This is a genomic window from Saccharomonospora amisosensis, from assembly GCF_011761185.1.
Lineage (GTDB): Bacteria > Actinomycetota > Actinomycetes > Mycobacteriales > Pseudonocardiaceae > Saccharomonospora_A > Saccharomonospora_A amisosensis.
Genome location: NZ_JAAOYM010000001.1, coordinates 1708375 through 1723197 on the forward strand (window position 1 = coordinate 1708375; position 14823 = coordinate 1723197).

The window sequence follows — 14823 nt, forward strand, 5'->3', positions numbered from 1 at the left end:
ACCGCGGGCGGTCAACCACGGCCGGTTTCCGCCGAACACCCGACGGCCACACCGGTGCTGCTCTACGGTGTGTCTGGTGAGCGGACTGCTGATCGTGACCGGTGGGAGCAGGGGTATCGGAGCGGCGACGGCGCTGCTGGCGGCCGAGCGCGGCTGGGACGTGTGCGTGAACTACCACCGAGACCGTGATGCCGCCGAGGGCGTTGTCGCGGCCTGCCGTCAGCGTGGGGCCTCCGCCGATGCGGTCAGGGCCGACGTGCGTGTGGAAGCCGATGTCGTGGCGTTGTTCGACACCGCGGTTCAGCGGCTGGGGCCGTTGCGTGGTCTGGTCAACAACGCGGGAATCGTGGCGCCGAAGGCTTCCGTCGCCGACATCGACGCGGAACGCCTGCGGCGGGTGTTCGAGGTCGATGTGGTGGGGGCATTCCTGTGCGCGCGGGAGGCAGCGCGAAGGATGGGCGAGGGCGGGGCCGTGGTGAACGTGTCATCGCGGGCGGCCGTGCTCGGCTCGCCCGGCGAGTACGTCGACTACGCGGCGGCCAAGGCCGCGGTGGACACGCTGACCATCGGCCTGGCCAAGGAGGTCGCCGGGTCCGGTATCCGCGTGAACGCGGTGCGGCCGGGCCTGATCGAGACCGACATACACGCCAGCGGGGGAGAGCCCGACCGGGTCAGGCGGCTGGCGCCGACGGTGCCGATGGGCCGCGGCGGCACCGCGGAGGAGGTCGCGGAGGCGATCCTGTGGCTGCTGTCCCCGGCCGCCTCCTACGTCACCGGGTCCTTTGTGGACGTCTCGGGCGGTCGCTGACGCGGCGCTGCTGGCTCGCTCATGAGACCACCTGGTCCTCACCACTGGCGTGGTGGCCTCGCAACAGCGCGGCGACCAGCGCGGCCGCCGCGAGCGCCAGCACCGCAACGCCCCACAGCGCGGCGGTGTAGCCGCGCAGGCCGAACCCCAGGTGGACCGCCGCCAGTGAGGAGAACACCGCCAGCCACAGCCCGCTGCCGAGCTGGGAGGCGGTCCCGATCAAACCGGACGCCAGCCCTGCCTCGGTCTCGGGAAGCTTCGAGGTGGCAAGCATGATCAACGTCACCATCGCGCAGCTGCAGCCGAGGAAGATCGTCGCGGTGGCTGGCAGCACGCCCGTGACGTAGCCGGTGTCGCGGCCTGTCGAGGTGAGCAGCATCGACCCGGCGGCGACCAGCATGGTCGCTCCCATCAGTACCGTGCGCGGGCTCAGCCGTGGCAACAACCGGTTGGCGACCAGCGAGCCCATCGCGACGGTCAGCGAGGCGGGCAGCAGCGCGAGCGCCGTCTGCAGCGCCGAGTAGTGCAGTATCCGCTGGAAGTACAGCGTCATCAGATAGAACACCGTCACCGGTGCGCCCGCCAGCAGGAACATCGTCGCGTTCGCGGCGGTGAGGGTGCGCAGCCGGAACACGCTCAGCCGCACCAGCGGCGCGCGGCGGTGGCGCTGGATGGTCACGAACGTGCTCAGCAGCGCCACGGCGGCCAGCCCGGAGGCGACGGTCAGTGAATTGGTCCAGCCACGCTGGCCGCCGTGAAGCACGAAGTAGACCAATGCCACTACCCCCGTGGTCACCGTGACCGCACCGGGCAGATCGAAGCCCTGGGTTCCCGCGAGGCGGGACTCGGGCACCGTTCGGGCGGCGAGCACGACGACGCCCGCGGCGATGGTTCCGTTGACGAGAAACAGCACCGGCCAGGACAGCAGCGCGGTGAGCACGCCGCCGAGGAGCAGCCCGAATGCGGCCGAACCCGCGTTGATCGCGCTCCAGATGGCCAACGCCCTGCGCCGCCCAGGCCCCTCCGGGAAGGTGGTGGTCAGGATGGACAGCGCCGTCGAGCTGAGCAGCGCCGCACCGAGTCCCTGTGCCGCGCGAAAGACCAGCAGCAGCAGTTTGGTCGTGGCCAGCCCGCACAGCAACGATGCGGCGGCGAACAGTGTGAGCCCGGTACAGAAGACCCGCCTGCGGCCGAACAGATCGGCGCCCCTGCCACCGATCAGCAGGAAGCCGCCGAAGGTGAGGGTGTAGGCGTTCACCACCCACGACAGCCCTCCTGGGCCGAAGCCGAGGTCCTCCTGGATCGTCGGGAGCGCGACGAACAGATTCATCACGCTCACCATCACGACGAACTGGGCGAGGCAGACGGTGAACAGCACCAGCCTCGGCCGAGCCGCCGTCAGTCCGGGATGACCGGGATGACCGGTACAGTCGTGACGGCCGGGTTGGGTGGGTTCGCTTGGATCGGTGGGGACGGGGCGATCCATCAGCGGCAGGCCGGGCGGTGAGCGCAGGCCGATCTGTGATCCCGCACGTGGTGAGGCGCGGTTACGGGCACGGGCAAAGCGATCCCCCTGTTCACTTCGGTCCCGCTCGGTACTCGCGGCTCCGAGCGCGCGGCACGTGGACGACATTGGTGTGCACCGCGCGACGGGGGCTACCCCGATTACCGAGATTCCATGCACGCGGGTTCGCTCACGCCGGGCCGCGTGGCTTTCCGCCAGGGGGCCGTGAAGGCTGCCGGCCACGTTGCGGCCGTCGGCAGGCCAACGCGAGCGCTCGTCGCTCGTCGCGCCCGGGATGGCGCCGACGTTTCCACGCACGTCCGCCACGACCACCCGCGTGGGCTGGCGCGGTCGGTCGCGACGATCTTCGGTCAGCGGACCTGGCGAACCCCTGGTCGAAATGCGTGCTGTGAGAGCAGGAACGGAGGGGGCGAGCTCGCGCTTTTTTCCGGTCCGATTCGGCGCGATCTCACTTCGGTTCGGACACGAACGTTCCCTTCGACTTCAACGTGGTGACCAGGCCGCGTTCCCGCAGAATCTGAGTTGCCTTGCGAATGGTGTCGAGCGCGACTCCGTACTCCTCCGACAGCGCCCGCTCGCCCGGCAACCTGCTGCCCGGACGCCACTCGCCGCGCTCGATGAACCCCGCCAGGTGGTCCGCCAGCAGCACGTATTCGTAGCCCGTCTTGTTGTCCGGGTTGTACTTCTTGCGTTCAGGACCGTTCATGAGGTGCAAAGATAGAACTGTCCTGTGCTGTGCCTGGCCCTGGACCGCGGTGTAGCGCGCTGTTATTCTCGTCATCCCCTGGGTGGGCGGCCGCCGAGGGGGCCTGGTGTGGCGCGCGGCGACAGCGACGACGGTAGTGACGGTGGCGGCCCGCCGGGCGCGGTGGCTCAGCCCAGTTCGGCGGGGCCGCGCTGCTCCGGCACGGGGTCGGCGCTGACCTGCCTGCTGACCTCCTTCAACCGCGCCGCGATGCGTTCGACGTCACCGGGGCCCAACCGCGTCGACGGCGCGCCGATGCCCAAAGCGGCGGGCAGCCGGGTGCCTGGCAGAGCGGCGGCAACACACCGCGCGCCGCATTCGTTCTCCTCGTCGTCGACGGCGTACCCGCTGGCGCGTACCCGTGCCAGCTCATCGAGGAAGGCCTCGACGGAGGTGATGGTCCGGTCGGTGAGCGCCCCCATGCCGGTACGGCCGAGCAACTCGCGTACCCGGGTGTCGCTGAGCCGGGACGCGACAGCCTTGCCGAGGGCGGTGGAATGCAGCGGATCTCGCTCTCCGCGCGCGCTCGCCAGCCGTATCCGGTTTCGGCTGTGCACGATGTCGACGTAGATCACGCGATCGCCGTCGAGGATTCCCAGGTGAGTACTCTCGTCGAACTCGTCGCGCAGCCGTTCCAGCCAGGGGCGCGCCCGCTCGCGCAGCACCTCGAGATGCCGTGACTGCATACCGACGAATCCGAGGCCGAGTCGGTACAGGCCGGTGTCCTCGGTACGTTCGACGTAGCGGTGTGCCTCAAGCGTCCACAGATAGCGAAAGGCTGACGATTTCGGCAGTTCGGTCGCCTGACCGACCTCGATCAGGGACACGCCGTCGATGGATTCCTGTAACAGGTTGAGAATCGAACAAACGCGTTCGACGGCGCGAACGGTGTAATCCGGTTCGTCGCCCGAGTCGCCCTCGACGGTGTCACTCCTGCCCAGTTCCCGTCGCCGTGGCACCGTTGACATCCCTTCGATTCCGGATCGTGAGTTTCAGAATCCTAGCCCTCCGGTGGTTTGTGAGCAGGGGGCCAGAAATGCGAGCGGAGCGGAGTTCGGAGTGAGTATCGACACCTCGTCGCGAGGTATGTCCACAGTGGTCCAGTGTTCGATGGTGTAACGAAGTCGGCGTGGCAACGATAGGCATCGTACGGCGCGCTGTGTCGGGCTATTCGAGGATAGGTATGCAATTTGCGAATTGCAGCATACACCCGTTTGGTGGTGTCGATGCTCGGCTCGGTGCACGAGGCTAGGGCGCATGCAGCTGAATGGGAGGAGCGGAGGCCGCTGGGTCCGGCAAGAGTCACGGGCGTGACCGTCTCGGGGCCCGGCTCTCCCCAGTGCCGCGGAGACAATGACCAGGTATTTCGAAAACTATCTAGACGGCCACTTCGATGACCGCCTCGGCGATCAACTCGGCGATCTCGATCCCACCGAGGGCGGTGGCCGTGGCGGTGCCGCGCGCCCGGCGATCCCGGCACCCAACGCGGTGATCACGGGGCACCGGCAACCCGTGCTGAGGCAGCAGCAGGAGCCGGGGCGGCGCCAGCAGCCGGAGCGGCGTCCAGGAGAGGAACCTGTCTGGGAACTGGTCCGGCGGGTCCGCAAGCAGCGGGGGCTGACGCAGTACCAGCTCGCGGACCTGCTCGCCGAGCTGTCGCGCAACGCGAGCGTGAGCCGTGACGAGGTCGCTCGCTGGGAGCGCGGCAAGCGGGTGCCGGGGCCGTACTGGAGGCGCTGGCTCAGCGCGGCACTGGGCGTACCTGTCGACGAACTCGCCGCCGCCGTCCGTTGTGGACGGCGTATCCGCTGACTGTGCACGGGGTGCGCTCGCCTGGGTACACACGCCGGACCGCGGTGTAGCGCGCTAGTCAACTAGCCTGCTACAGTGTGCACGGCTGCTGTTGCAGGACCGTTCATCCGCCCGACAGGTAGCCACCGGCGGCGCGACCCAGCCCCTTTCTCGCCGAGTCGCGCCGCCGAGCCAGCCAGAACGAACGCGAGGGGATCGGTTCGACGAGGGGGTACTACTGCGATACCGAGGCGAGTTCGCGAGCGGTGCGTTCCAGCATCGTCCGCGTTAGCTCCGGTGTGACCGCGTGCCGCAGCAGGGCGGCCCACCGGGAGCGATAGCGATCGACCTTCTGTTCCGTGCGGAAGTGGATCCAGTCGGCCGCGGTCTTGACGAACACCGCGCCGGGATCGCGCTCGAGTTCGGGAGAAAGGTCCAACAGTGCGAAGTTGCCCTCGGCGGCGAACCCGGCGCCGGCGGGCACCACCTGGACAGTGACATGGGGGAGTTCGGTGAGATCGAGTAGCGCGACCAACTGCTCGCGCAGCACGTCCCCGCCGCCGACAGCCCGGTACAGCACCGGTTCGTCGAGCAGCACGTGCAGCGTCGGTGGCTCGTCCTGGTGCAGCACCGCCTGCCGTCCCGGCCGCAGTCTGCGGTGCAACTCGCCGAGCAGTGGCTCGGCCACCTCGTCGAGCGCGTCCGCGTATCGCGAGGTCTGGACCAGGTCGGGAACGGTCTGCGGGGCGTAGAGGTGGATGTGCTCCGCCGACGACTCGAAGTTCACGAGCAACTCGAGCTGGTGCAGCTCCGAGGGTCGCTGCGACTTCTTCACCCGCGGCAGCATTCCCTTCCACCACAGGGGTTTGCGCTTGGCGCGCTCGATCACCCGCCAGTACGGGTCGATGAGCTGGCTGTGCCCGAGCTGGGCGAGCACGATCTCGATGTAATCCTTGTTCGCCAGCCGCGTCGAGGACTCGAAGTGCCGGATGCCGGACGCATTGCGGCCGAGCGCCCCGGCGAGCTCACGGGGCGTGAGACCGCGTTCCTTGCGGAGTGCGGCGATCCGTGTGGCGAACCAGTCGGCCGTCACGACGGGCGTCGGAGCGACCACGACCTGGGCGTCCCTCCCGGGTTTGGTGTCACAGAACCGTTCGAAGGTCACTCTATCGCCGGGGCGGGGGTGCTCGCGCCCGGCTCGCCGGTGAGTTCTTTCGCCAGTTCCTCGACAAAGGCCACCGAGTCGTGCCCGGGTAGCGCCTCCTTCCACAGTCGCGCCCAGCTCGCCTGGAAGGTCGTCAGGTGCTCCGCGCTTTCGTAATGGATGCGGTCCACGGGGGTGCTGACGTATACCACGTCGTGCAGGTCCTCGATGACGTCGTTGGGCAGCACCAGTTCGGTGAAGCCGCCGGTTGTGGCGGCGGCCGCCCCGCAGGATTGGGTCAGCACCCGAAGCTCGACGTTGGGCCTGCCAGCCAGCTGTGCCAGCTGGTCGAGTTGAGCATGCAGCACTGCGGCGCCACCCACCCGCCTGCGCAGTGCGGCCTCGTCGACGAGCCAGCGGAGCCGTGGCGGGTCGGTTCGGTCCAGCACGGCCTGCCGTCCCCGCAGCAGCCGCAGCCACACCTCGATGTCGTGCTCGCTCGCGGCAGGCTGCCGTGCCCTCAGTACCGCCTCGGCGTAGGCCTGGGTCTGGGCGAGTTCGGGCACGCACTGGGTGTCGTAGGCGAGGATGTGCACTGCGGAGGACTCGAAGCCGACGAACAGCGCCAGCCAGTGGGGTGGGAAACCGTCAGGGAACTCGCCGTCCCACCAGTTCGGCGAGCGGCTCTCGACCCGGTCGCGCAGCCCGCGGTAGTAGGCAGCCCGTTCACTGTGCCCGTAGGCCTCCAGCATGATGTCGATACTGCGGTGACTGGGCAGGTACCGGCCCATCTCGTAGTGCCCGATGGTCGCCCTGCTCTTGCCGATGCGCCTGGCGATCTCGCTCTGGTTCGGATTCGGGCTCGTCTCTCGCAGCTTCTTCAGGCCCTGGGTGAAAGCCCACTCCGCGACAACATGACTCACCTCGACCAAGGGCGTCACCTTTCACTCCGGATGAGCGGCCACGCGTCACCCGAACAGGCCACACCAATGATGTAGCGCGCTAGGTTGTAGCGCGCTACATTGGTCGTGGCTACGTACGGTTGGACGCCTGTCACGTTAGCCCCCGGTGACGCCGGTCGTGGCAACACCCTCGCACCGCGACGGCGTCGCCGGTCCAACCATCCGACGTCGACTGTGGGGAGAGCTATGTCCGGACGGACCCGGTGGCGACCGGGGCACCGCGTCGTCACGAGCGGCGGGAGGTGCGGGTCGTGGCGGTGAGCGGTTCGAGTGACTGGACACCGTTGGCCTGCGCCGTGTCGGACACCCGGGAGCGGGCGGGCCGCTACGCGGCGAGTGACCGCCGCGCCGAGGCGGAGGCCGCTCGGAGGGAGGCGGGGTACGTGGAGGCATGGGAGGCCCGGCGCAACGGCCGGTTCGTGCGACTGTGGGTCGTCAAGGTGCAGGTCGAGGTGGCGGCACTGGACTGGACCGACGCTCGCTGGCGGCTGTGCGGCTACCTTCGCCGCCCCTACCATCGCGTCGGCGACGCGCCGGTGCTGTATGCACTGGGCAGGCCGACGTTACGGGAGGGGTGTGTCGCCGGGGCGGATGTCGATTACCCGTTCGAGGCCTTGGATCACCGGCACGACCGCGCGCCTTTCGGTGCGTTCGAGCGCGTTCACGTCGACCAGTACGTGCGGGCGTTGCGGGCGGCGAGGGCGCGGGTGCTCACCCCGCCGGACCGACCGGACTGGCCGGAGTGCGCACCTCCTGGTGAAGGTGACTGGCCCGCCAGGTCGCCGGTGTCCAGCCAGGTGCGGTTGGGGCTGTGGCGTTCCTGTCATCAGGTGCTGTTGCTCGCCGGTCCCGGCGAGGCCGAGTCCAGGGCGCGCGAGCTGGCCGCCACGATCGTCAGCCATGCCGGCTGCCCACTGGGTGCCGTGGTCGGGTTGGAACCGGACGACGGCCATGCGGCCCCCGACGGGCGTTGGATCCACCCGGCGTGCACGCTGGGGCCCGCGAGGGTGGCGGCGTTGTGGGACGACTACGACCTCGCCGAGCGTGACGTCGGCGAAGCCGCCGCACTCGCTGACGTCTACGCGCACGCGGCCGAGCGCGTGCGGATGAGCTTCGAGCGCGACGCGCGGCGCCACTCCGTCAACTGGAATGCGGTGGAATGCAAACCTATGCAACGGCAATGACATGACGTATGCTCAAACGTGAGCCGAACCGGCGCGTGTTTCATGTTCTGCCGTGGCTCGCCCGGGCATCTCTGACCCTCCCCAAGGTGCCCGGCTGCATGGGCGCCCCGGTGCTGAACCCCCAGCGGCACCGGGGCGCTTGCCGTCCGGGCGGCCTAGCGCCCTGCATCGTTCAGGCGAAGTCTGACTGAACAGTTACCGACGGGTAGTGACATGGTGTACCGCTTGGTGCAAGGTGCGCTGTCGTGAAGTCGGTGACTCGAAGAGATGTACTGCGCGCCGGTGGCGCGCTCGCCGCGGTGACAGGCGCCGGGGTGCTGGGTGGTCAGGCGTACGCGGCGCAGGGCGGGCGGGAAGGAGCTCTTCCGTTCGCGCACGGTGTGGCGTCGGGAGACCCACTGCCGGACGGTGTGCTGCTGTGGACGAGGGTGACCCCGACACCCGAGTCCGTCCCCGGTTCCGGGGTGGGCCCGGACGTGACGGTGTCCTGGGAGATGGCGCTTGACGAGCGGTTCACGGAGATCGTCGCCGGCGGCGCGGCTCGAACCGGACCGGGCAGGGACCACACCGTCAAGATCGACGTCGCCGGGCTGCACCCGGCGACGTCCTACTGGTACCGCTTCCGGTACGGCTCGGCCGTCTCCACGGTGGGCCGCACCCGAACGGCACCCGCCGACGGCAGCGCGGTGGACCGGCTGCGGCTCGGCGTGGTGTCGTGCGCCAACTGGCAGGCCGGGTACTTCGCCGCGTACCGGCATCTGGCACAGCGCGACGACCTGGACCTGGTTGTCCACCTCGGCGACTACCTCTACGAGTACGGACCGGGCGACGATGCCGCAGCCGACGCCGTGCTTCGCCCGCACGACCCACCGCTTGAGATCATCACGCTCGAGCACTACCGCCGCAGGCACGCCCAGTACAAGACCGATCCGGACCTGCAGGCGCTGCACGCCCGGGTGCCGTTCGCGGTGACCTGGGACGACCACGAATCCGCCAACAACGCCTGGTCCGGTGGAGCCGAGAACCACACCGAGCAGGAAGAGGGCACGTGGGCCAGCCGCCGCGCCGCCTCACAGCAGGCATACGCGGAATGGATGCCGGTGCGCTACGAGCCTGGCGGCAGGCTGTACCGCAGGCTGACGTTCGGCACGCTGGCCGAACTGTCCATGTTGGATCTTCGAAGCTATCGCAGCGAGCAGCCCGCGCATCCGTTCGATCCCGGTATCGCCGACCCGGACCGCACGATCACCGGTGCGGAGCAGCTCGACTGGCTGACCTCCGGGCTCGCGACGGCGCGGGTGCAGTGGAAGCTTGTCGGAAACTCGGTGATGATCTCGCCGGTGCGGTTCCCCTCAACTCTGTCCACAGAGGAGCTTCGCGCGCTCTCGCGGCTCACCGGGCCGGTGACGGGCGTACCGATCAATGTGGACCAGTGGGACGGCTACACGGCTGACCGGCTGGAACTGTTCGCCGCGCTGCGAGACAACGGTGTGCGGGACACGGTGTTCCTCACCGGCGACATCCACACCTGCTGGGCAGCGGAGTTGCCCTCGGACCCACTCACCTACCCACTGAACCGGGCCTCGGTGGGAACCGAGCTTGTCTGCACGTCGGTGACCAGCGACAACATCGACGACATCCTCGGCGTCCCGCCAAGGACCGCGTCGCTGGCCCTTGAGGCCGCCATCCGGGTGGCCAACCCGCACATCAAGCACGTCGAGCTGGACTCGCACGGCTATTCCGTGGTCGAGGTGACGCCCGGCGCGGTGCGGATGGACTCGTTCGTCCTCACCGACAGAAAGGACCCCGGCAGCGGAGTGCGGCGGGCCGCGTCGTTTCGGGTGGACGCCGGAACGCAGCATGTCGTACGGGTGTGGGAGGACAGGTGACCGCGGGATCGACGAGCGGCACGAACCCGCTCAGCAGGCGCCGTTTCCTCACCGTGGCCGCGGGTACCTCGGCGGCCGTGGTGCTGTCCACCGCCGCGGCCAGGGCCGCCCGCCCGCCCCTCGGCCCGAGGGTGTACGTGCTCGTGGTCGACGGGCTGCGCCCCGACGAGGTCGACCCGGTGCTGACTCCCAACCTGCGTGCGCTGCGCGACTCGGGCACCCACTTCACCGCCGCCCGTTCGCTGCCGGTGATGGAGACCATCCCCAACCACGTCATGATGATGACCGGGTTGCGTCCCGACCGTTCCGGTGTGCCCGCCAACTCCGTCTACGATCGCACGCTCGGCGCGGTCCGCACCCTGGATCGGGCGAGTGACCTGCGCGCGCCGACACTGCTGGATCGGCTGGCCGCGCAGGGTCGGGTAACCGGCAGCGTGCTCAGCAAGGAGTACCTGTACGGCATCTTCGGTGAGCGGGCCAGCGTGCGATGGGAACCGTCCCCGGTGGTGCCGGTCAGCGGGCACGCGCCGGACGTGGCGACGACCGACGCGCTGATCGCCACGGTGGAGGAGTCGGACCCGGACCTGGTGTTCGCCAACTTCGGCGACGTCGACCGGGTCGGCCACGTCGATCTCACCGGCACGACGCTGCGGGCGGCGCGCACGGCCGCGTTGTGGTCCACCGACCTGCTGATCGGCCGGTTCGTGGACCACTTGCGACGGTCCGGGCGCTGGGAGTCCGCTGTGCTCGTCGTGCTCGCCGACCACTCGATGGACTGGTCGCTGCCGCACCGGGTGGTGTCGCTCGCGCCGAGGCTGGAGGCCGACCCGTTGCTGGCGGGCAGGGTGGCGATCGCGCAGAACGGTGGCGCCGATCTGCTGACCTTCACCGGACCCGCCGAACAGCGTGCCGACGCCGTGGCACGGATGCGGGAGGTGGCGCTGGCCACCGACGGGGTGCTGTCGGCACACGAACCCGCCCGGTTGCGGCTGGGGCCAGAAGCGGGCGACCTGGTGGTGTACTGCCGCGCGGGTTGGCGGTTCACCGACCCGCGGGTGTGGTCGAACCCGATTCCCGGCAACCACGGGCACCCGGCGACGGAGCCGATTCCCTTCTTCGTCGCGGGTGGACACCCCGCCGTGCGTGCGGGCAACGCCTCCTCGGCTGGTGTCCGGACAGTCGATGTGGCACCCACGGTGGGTGCGCTGTTCGGCCTTGCCGAGCCCGAGGGTGGCTACGACGGAACGGCACGGCTGGAGGCTTTCGAGTCCGCCGCGCTCGCCGGTCGCTGATCGGCAGGGCCGGGCCGGGGCGGAGGACCGCTCCGGCCCGGACCCGCTGCCCGCGACGTCACCGGGACGGGGTAGCTCGTGCGGCTCCACTTGTGCACCCATCAGGACGGTCGCATGCTTGGTCGCATCGAGATCGGCTCGGTGTGAAGGGCGGCCCGGTGACTGCGACCCCAACCCTGATCGGGTCGGTTCGGCGTGCGCTGCACCTGCTCGACGCCGTGGGTGCCAGCGAGCGGCCGGTCACCGCGAAGAACCTCGCCCGCGTGCTCGACCTTCCGCTGCCGACGACCTACCACCTGCTGCGCACCCTGGTTCACGAGGGTTACCTGCTCAAGCTGCACGACGGGTACGTGCTCGGCGACCGGGTGGACGCGCTCGGCAAGCGCAGTCCCGTTCAGACGGCGCTGGCCAGGACCCGTCCCGCGCTGGCGGCGCTGCGTGACGAGTTACGCAGCGCCACCTACCTGTCGCTGTACCAGGACGGCGAGATCGAACTGGTCGACGTGGCGGACGGCCCCCGGATGCAGCGCGTGGACCTGTGGGTGGGTGTGCACGAGGCAGGACACGCCACCGCCTTCGGCAAGTGCATCTTGTCCTGTCTGGACACCGCGGCCCGCGCCGACTACCTGTCCCGGCACCGGCTCGTCGACCTGACTCCGCACACGGTCACCGACCGCAGGGCGCTGGAGCAGCGGCTGAGTCTCGGCTCGGAGATCAGCGGCGAACGGGAGGAGTACCTGCTCGGCACGGCGTGTGTCGCGGTACCGGTACGCGCGCCTGGGGTGCTCGGCGCGGTGGCGATCTCGATGCCCGCCCGCCGCTACACGTCGGCGATCAGCGGCGCGGCGGCCATGCGCCGGGCGGCGAACCGCCTGTCGAGAGCACTCGCGATCGCGCCGAACCAGGCGGCGCTCACCGGCCCAGAAGCTTGCTGAGCGGGGCACCCCGACTCGTTATCACCATCTGAAATCCGCGCCGTTGCCGTCCGCTCGCACCGGGCGGACAGTGAGTATCCCGACGTCAGGGAGGTTTCATGGAACCACAGGTCAGAGCCGATCTGTACGACATGATGGTGCTCATCCGCACCTTCGAGGAAGCGATCCTGCGGGAGTACCACGCTGACAAGAAGCCGGTGTTCGACATCGGCGCGGGCGCGATCCCCGGCGAGATGCATCTGTCGGCCGGGCAGGAGCCGGTCGCCGCGGGCGTGTGCGCCCATCTCACCGGCGACGACGCGGTGACCGCGACCCACCGGCCGCACCACTTCGCCATCGCCCACGGCGTCGACCTGCGCCGCATGACCGCCGAGATCTTCGGCCGCGTCGACGGCCTCGGCAAGGGGCGAGGCGGGCACATGCACCTGTTCGACCCGAACGTGCACTTCTCGTGCTCGGGGATCATCGCGGAGGGCTACCCGCCCGCGGTGGGGCAGGCGCTGGCCTTCCAGCGCAAGAGCACCGACCGGATCGCCGTCGCGGTGACCGGTGAGGGCGCCGCCAACCAGGGTGGTTTCCATGAGGCGTTGAACCTGGCGTCGCTGTGGAAGCTGCCGGTGGTGTTCGTGATCGAGGACAACGACTGGGGCATCTCGGTGCCCCGCAGCGCCTCGACGTGCGTCACCTCCAACGCCGTGCGCGCGGCGGGCTACGACATGCCGGGGGAACGCGTCGAGGACAACTCGGTCGAGGCGGTGCACGAGGCCGCGGGCAAGGCGATCGCCCGGGCGAGGGCAGGGGAGGGGCCCAGCCTGCTCGAGGTGCACACCCTGCGGCTGTGGGGTCACTTCGAGGGTGACGCGCAGGCCTACCGCACCGATCTGGAAGGCGTGCCCGGCCGTGACCCCATCCCGACCTTCGAGGCGAGCCTGCGCGCCGACGGTCTGCTCGACGACGACGGTATGAGGGCGGCGCGGGAACGCGCTCAGCAGCGCGTGGAGGACGCCATCGCGTTCGCCAAGAACAGCCCGCAACCGGAGCCGGCATCGGCACTCGAGTACGTGTTCGCGTGAGGGCAGGGAGCAGCAAATGACCGTTACCGAGGCGCCTTCGCGCCGCAAGCTCAGCACAGCCAAGGCGATGGTCGAGGGCATCGCACAGGAGATGGAGCGCGACCCCAGCGTCTTCCTGCTCGGGGAGGACGTGGGCTCCTACGGTGGCATCTTCAGCTCCACGACCGGCTTGTTGGACCGCTTCGGGCCGCAGCGGGTGATGGACACGCCGATCTCGGAGACCGGGTTCATCGGTGCCGCCATCGGCGCGGCCGTGGAGGGCATGCGGCCCATCGCCGAACTGATGTTCGCGGACTTCTTCGGCGTCTGCATGGACCAGATCTACAACCACATGGCCAAGATCCACTTCGAGTCCGGTGGCAACGTCAAGGTGCCGATGGTTATCACCACGGCGGTCGGTGGCGGCTACTCCGACGGCGCGCAGCACTCGCAGTGCCTGTGGGGCACGTTCGCGCACCTGCCTGGGATGAAGGTCGTGGTTCCGAGCACGCCCGCTGACGCCAAGGGCCTGATGATCTCGGCGATCCGCGACGACAACCCGGTGGTGTACATGTTCCACAAGGGGGTCATGGGGCTGCCGTGGATGGCGAAGAACCCCCGTTCGGTGGCGCCGGTGCCGGAGGAGGAGTACGAGGTACCTATCGGCAAGGCGAGTGTGGTGCGGCAGGGTCGCGACGTCAGCATCGTCACGCTGTCGCTGTCGGTACACCACGCGCTCGACGTGGCCGACGAACTCGCCGGTGACGGGATCGAGTGTGAGGTCGTGGACCTGCGCAGCCTCGTGCCGATGGACACCGACACGATCCTCGAGTCGGTGGCTCGCACCGGGCGGCTGGTCGTCGTCGACGAGGACTACCTGTCGTTCGGGTTGTCCGGCGAGGTGGTGGCAAGGGTCGCCGAGCGTGACCCGTCGGTGCTGAAGGCGCCGCCCGCGCGGGTAGCGGTTCCGGACGTGCCCATTCCGTACGCACGCTCGTTGGAATACGCTGTGCTGCCCACGCATGCCCGAATTCGGGCGGCTGTCGAAGAAATGGTCGGCGCATGACCGATGTGGTTTTTCCGCAGGTTTCCACGGAGGATCCGAATGCGGAGGGGGCTGTGGCGACATGGTTCGTCGCCGACGGTGAATCCGTTTCCGAGGGGGAGCTGATCGCCGAGGTGGCGGTGGACAAAGTTGATATGGAGATCCCCGCGCCGTCCTCTGGGGTGCTGCGGCTGGTGGTGCAGGAGGGCGATGTGGTCCGGCAGGGCGCTGTGATTGCAAAGATCGAGTAACAGTCTCCGATCCGCGCGCGAGCACCGCCGGTGTGCAACAGTGCACCGGCGGTGTTCGACTGTGCAATTGTTGTCCTATGCGCAACATGTTGCTGGATACGCTACGAACTCAAGTGGCCGACGAGATGTCAGGCTGGCGGACTAAGGGAACCGGCGAATAGCGACCCAGAGTAGAGTTTTGCCAGCAGCACTGCGCCAAA

The 14823-nt window shown here is 69.0% G+C and carries 14 protein-coding genes; 9 read left to right on the plus strand and 5 right to left on the minus strand.

Features of this window, described 5'->3' with window-relative positions:
• Positions 1-76: 76 nt before the first annotated feature.
• Entirely contained in the window at positions 77-808 is a 732-nt protein-coding gene (locus tag FHU38_RS08295) for an SDR family oxidoreductase (protein ID WP_313886700.1), read from the plus strand.
• Positions 809-827: 19 nt separating this feature from the next.
• Here the strand turns inward: FHU38_RS08295 and FHU38_RS08300 are convergent, their stop codons facing one another.
• The 3 genes from FHU38_RS08300 to FHU38_RS08310 form a co-directional block, all read right to left on the minus strand.
• The gene (locus tag FHU38_RS08300) at positions 828-2294 is read right to left on the minus strand and encodes an MFS transporter (RefSeq protein ID WP_167168488.1); all 1467 of its coding nucleotides are present in this window, start codon (positions 2292-2294) and stop codon (positions 828-830) included.
• 487 nt (positions 2295-2781) lie between these two features.
• Positions 2782-3039 carry a GntR family transcriptional regulator gene (locus tag FHU38_RS08305; RefSeq protein ID WP_167168491.1) on the minus strand — a complete coding sequence of 86 codons (258 nt, stop codon included), beginning with the start codon at positions 3037-3039 and terminating at the stop codon, positions 2782-2784.
• 167 nt (positions 3040-3206) lie between these two features.
• The gene (locus FHU38_RS08310) at positions 3207-4037 is read right to left on the minus strand and encodes an IclR family transcriptional regulator (protein ID WP_313886701.1); all 831 of its coding nucleotides are present in this window, start codon (positions 4035-4037) and stop codon (positions 3207-3209) included.
• A 394-nt stretch (positions 4038-4431) separates the two neighbouring features.
• Between FHU38_RS08310 and FHU38_RS27930 the strand changes: the two genes are divergently transcribed.
• Entirely contained in the window at positions 4432-4890 is a 459-nt protein-coding gene (locus tag FHU38_RS27930) for a helix-turn-helix transcriptional regulator (protein WP_313886702.1), read from the plus strand.
• Between the two features lie 214 nt (positions 4891-5104).
• Here the strand turns inward: FHU38_RS27930 and FHU38_RS08320 are convergent, their stop codons facing one another.
• Both FHU38_RS08320 and FHU38_RS08325 read right to left on the minus strand, forming a co-directional pair.
• Positions 5105-5983 (minus strand): helix-turn-helix domain-containing protein, encoded by an 879-nt coding sequence (locus FHU38_RS08320; RefSeq protein WP_167168525.1) that lies wholly within the window; start codon positions 5981-5983, stop codon positions 5105-5107.
• Between the two features lie 47 nt (positions 5984-6030).
• Positions 6031-6954, minus strand: a complete 924-nt coding sequence (locus FHU38_RS08325) for a helix-turn-helix domain-containing protein (RefSeq protein ID WP_313886703.1) — start codon at positions 6952-6954, stop codon at positions 6031-6033.
• 278 nt (positions 6955-7232) lie between these two features.
• Here FHU38_RS08325 and FHU38_RS08330 point away from each other — a divergent pair, with 278 nt between their 5' ends.
• The 7 genes from FHU38_RS08330 to FHU38_RS08360 all read left to right on the plus strand — a co-directional run bounded on the left by FHU38_RS08330 (position 7233) and on the right by FHU38_RS08360 (position 14623).
• Positions 7233-8159, plus strand: coding sequence for a hypothetical protein (locus FHU38_RS08330; protein WP_167168528.1), 927 nt, complete (start codon positions 7233-7235; stop codon positions 8157-8159).
• Positions 8160-8404: 245 nt separating this feature from the next.
• Positions 8405-10048: an alkaline phosphatase D family protein gene (locus FHU38_RS08335; RefSeq protein ID WP_167168531.1), complete on the plus strand. Its 1644-nt coding sequence runs from the start codon at positions 8405-8407 to the stop codon at positions 10046-10048.
• A complete protein-coding gene (locus FHU38_RS08340; protein ID WP_167168535.1) occupies positions 10045-11340 on the plus strand; it encodes an alkaline phosphatase family protein in 1296 nt (431 codons plus the stop codon). Before FHU38_RS08335 ends, FHU38_RS08340 begins: the two co-directional genes overlap by 4 nt.
• A 158-nt stretch (positions 11341-11498) precedes the next feature.
• Entirely contained in the window at positions 11499-12275 is a 777-nt protein-coding gene (locus tag FHU38_RS08345; protein ID WP_167168538.1) for an IclR family transcriptional regulator, read from the plus strand.
• Positions 12276-12373: 98 nt separating this feature from the next.
• Positions 12374-13348, plus strand: coding sequence for a thiamine pyrophosphate-dependent dehydrogenase E1 component subunit alpha (locus tag FHU38_RS08350; protein ID WP_167168542.1), 975 nt, complete (start codon positions 12374-12376; stop codon positions 13346-13348).
• A gap of 16 nt (positions 13349-13364) precedes the next feature.
• Positions 13365-14393 (plus strand): alpha-ketoacid dehydrogenase subunit beta, encoded by a 1029-nt coding sequence (locus FHU38_RS08355; protein ID WP_167168545.1) that lies wholly within the window; start codon positions 13365-13367, stop codon positions 14391-14393.
• Entirely contained in the window at positions 14390-14623 is a 234-nt protein-coding gene (locus FHU38_RS08360; protein ID WP_167168548.1) for a biotin/lipoyl-containing protein, read from the plus strand. Before FHU38_RS08355 ends, FHU38_RS08360 begins: the two co-directional genes overlap by 4 nt.
• Positions 14624-14823 lie beyond the last annotated feature (200 nt).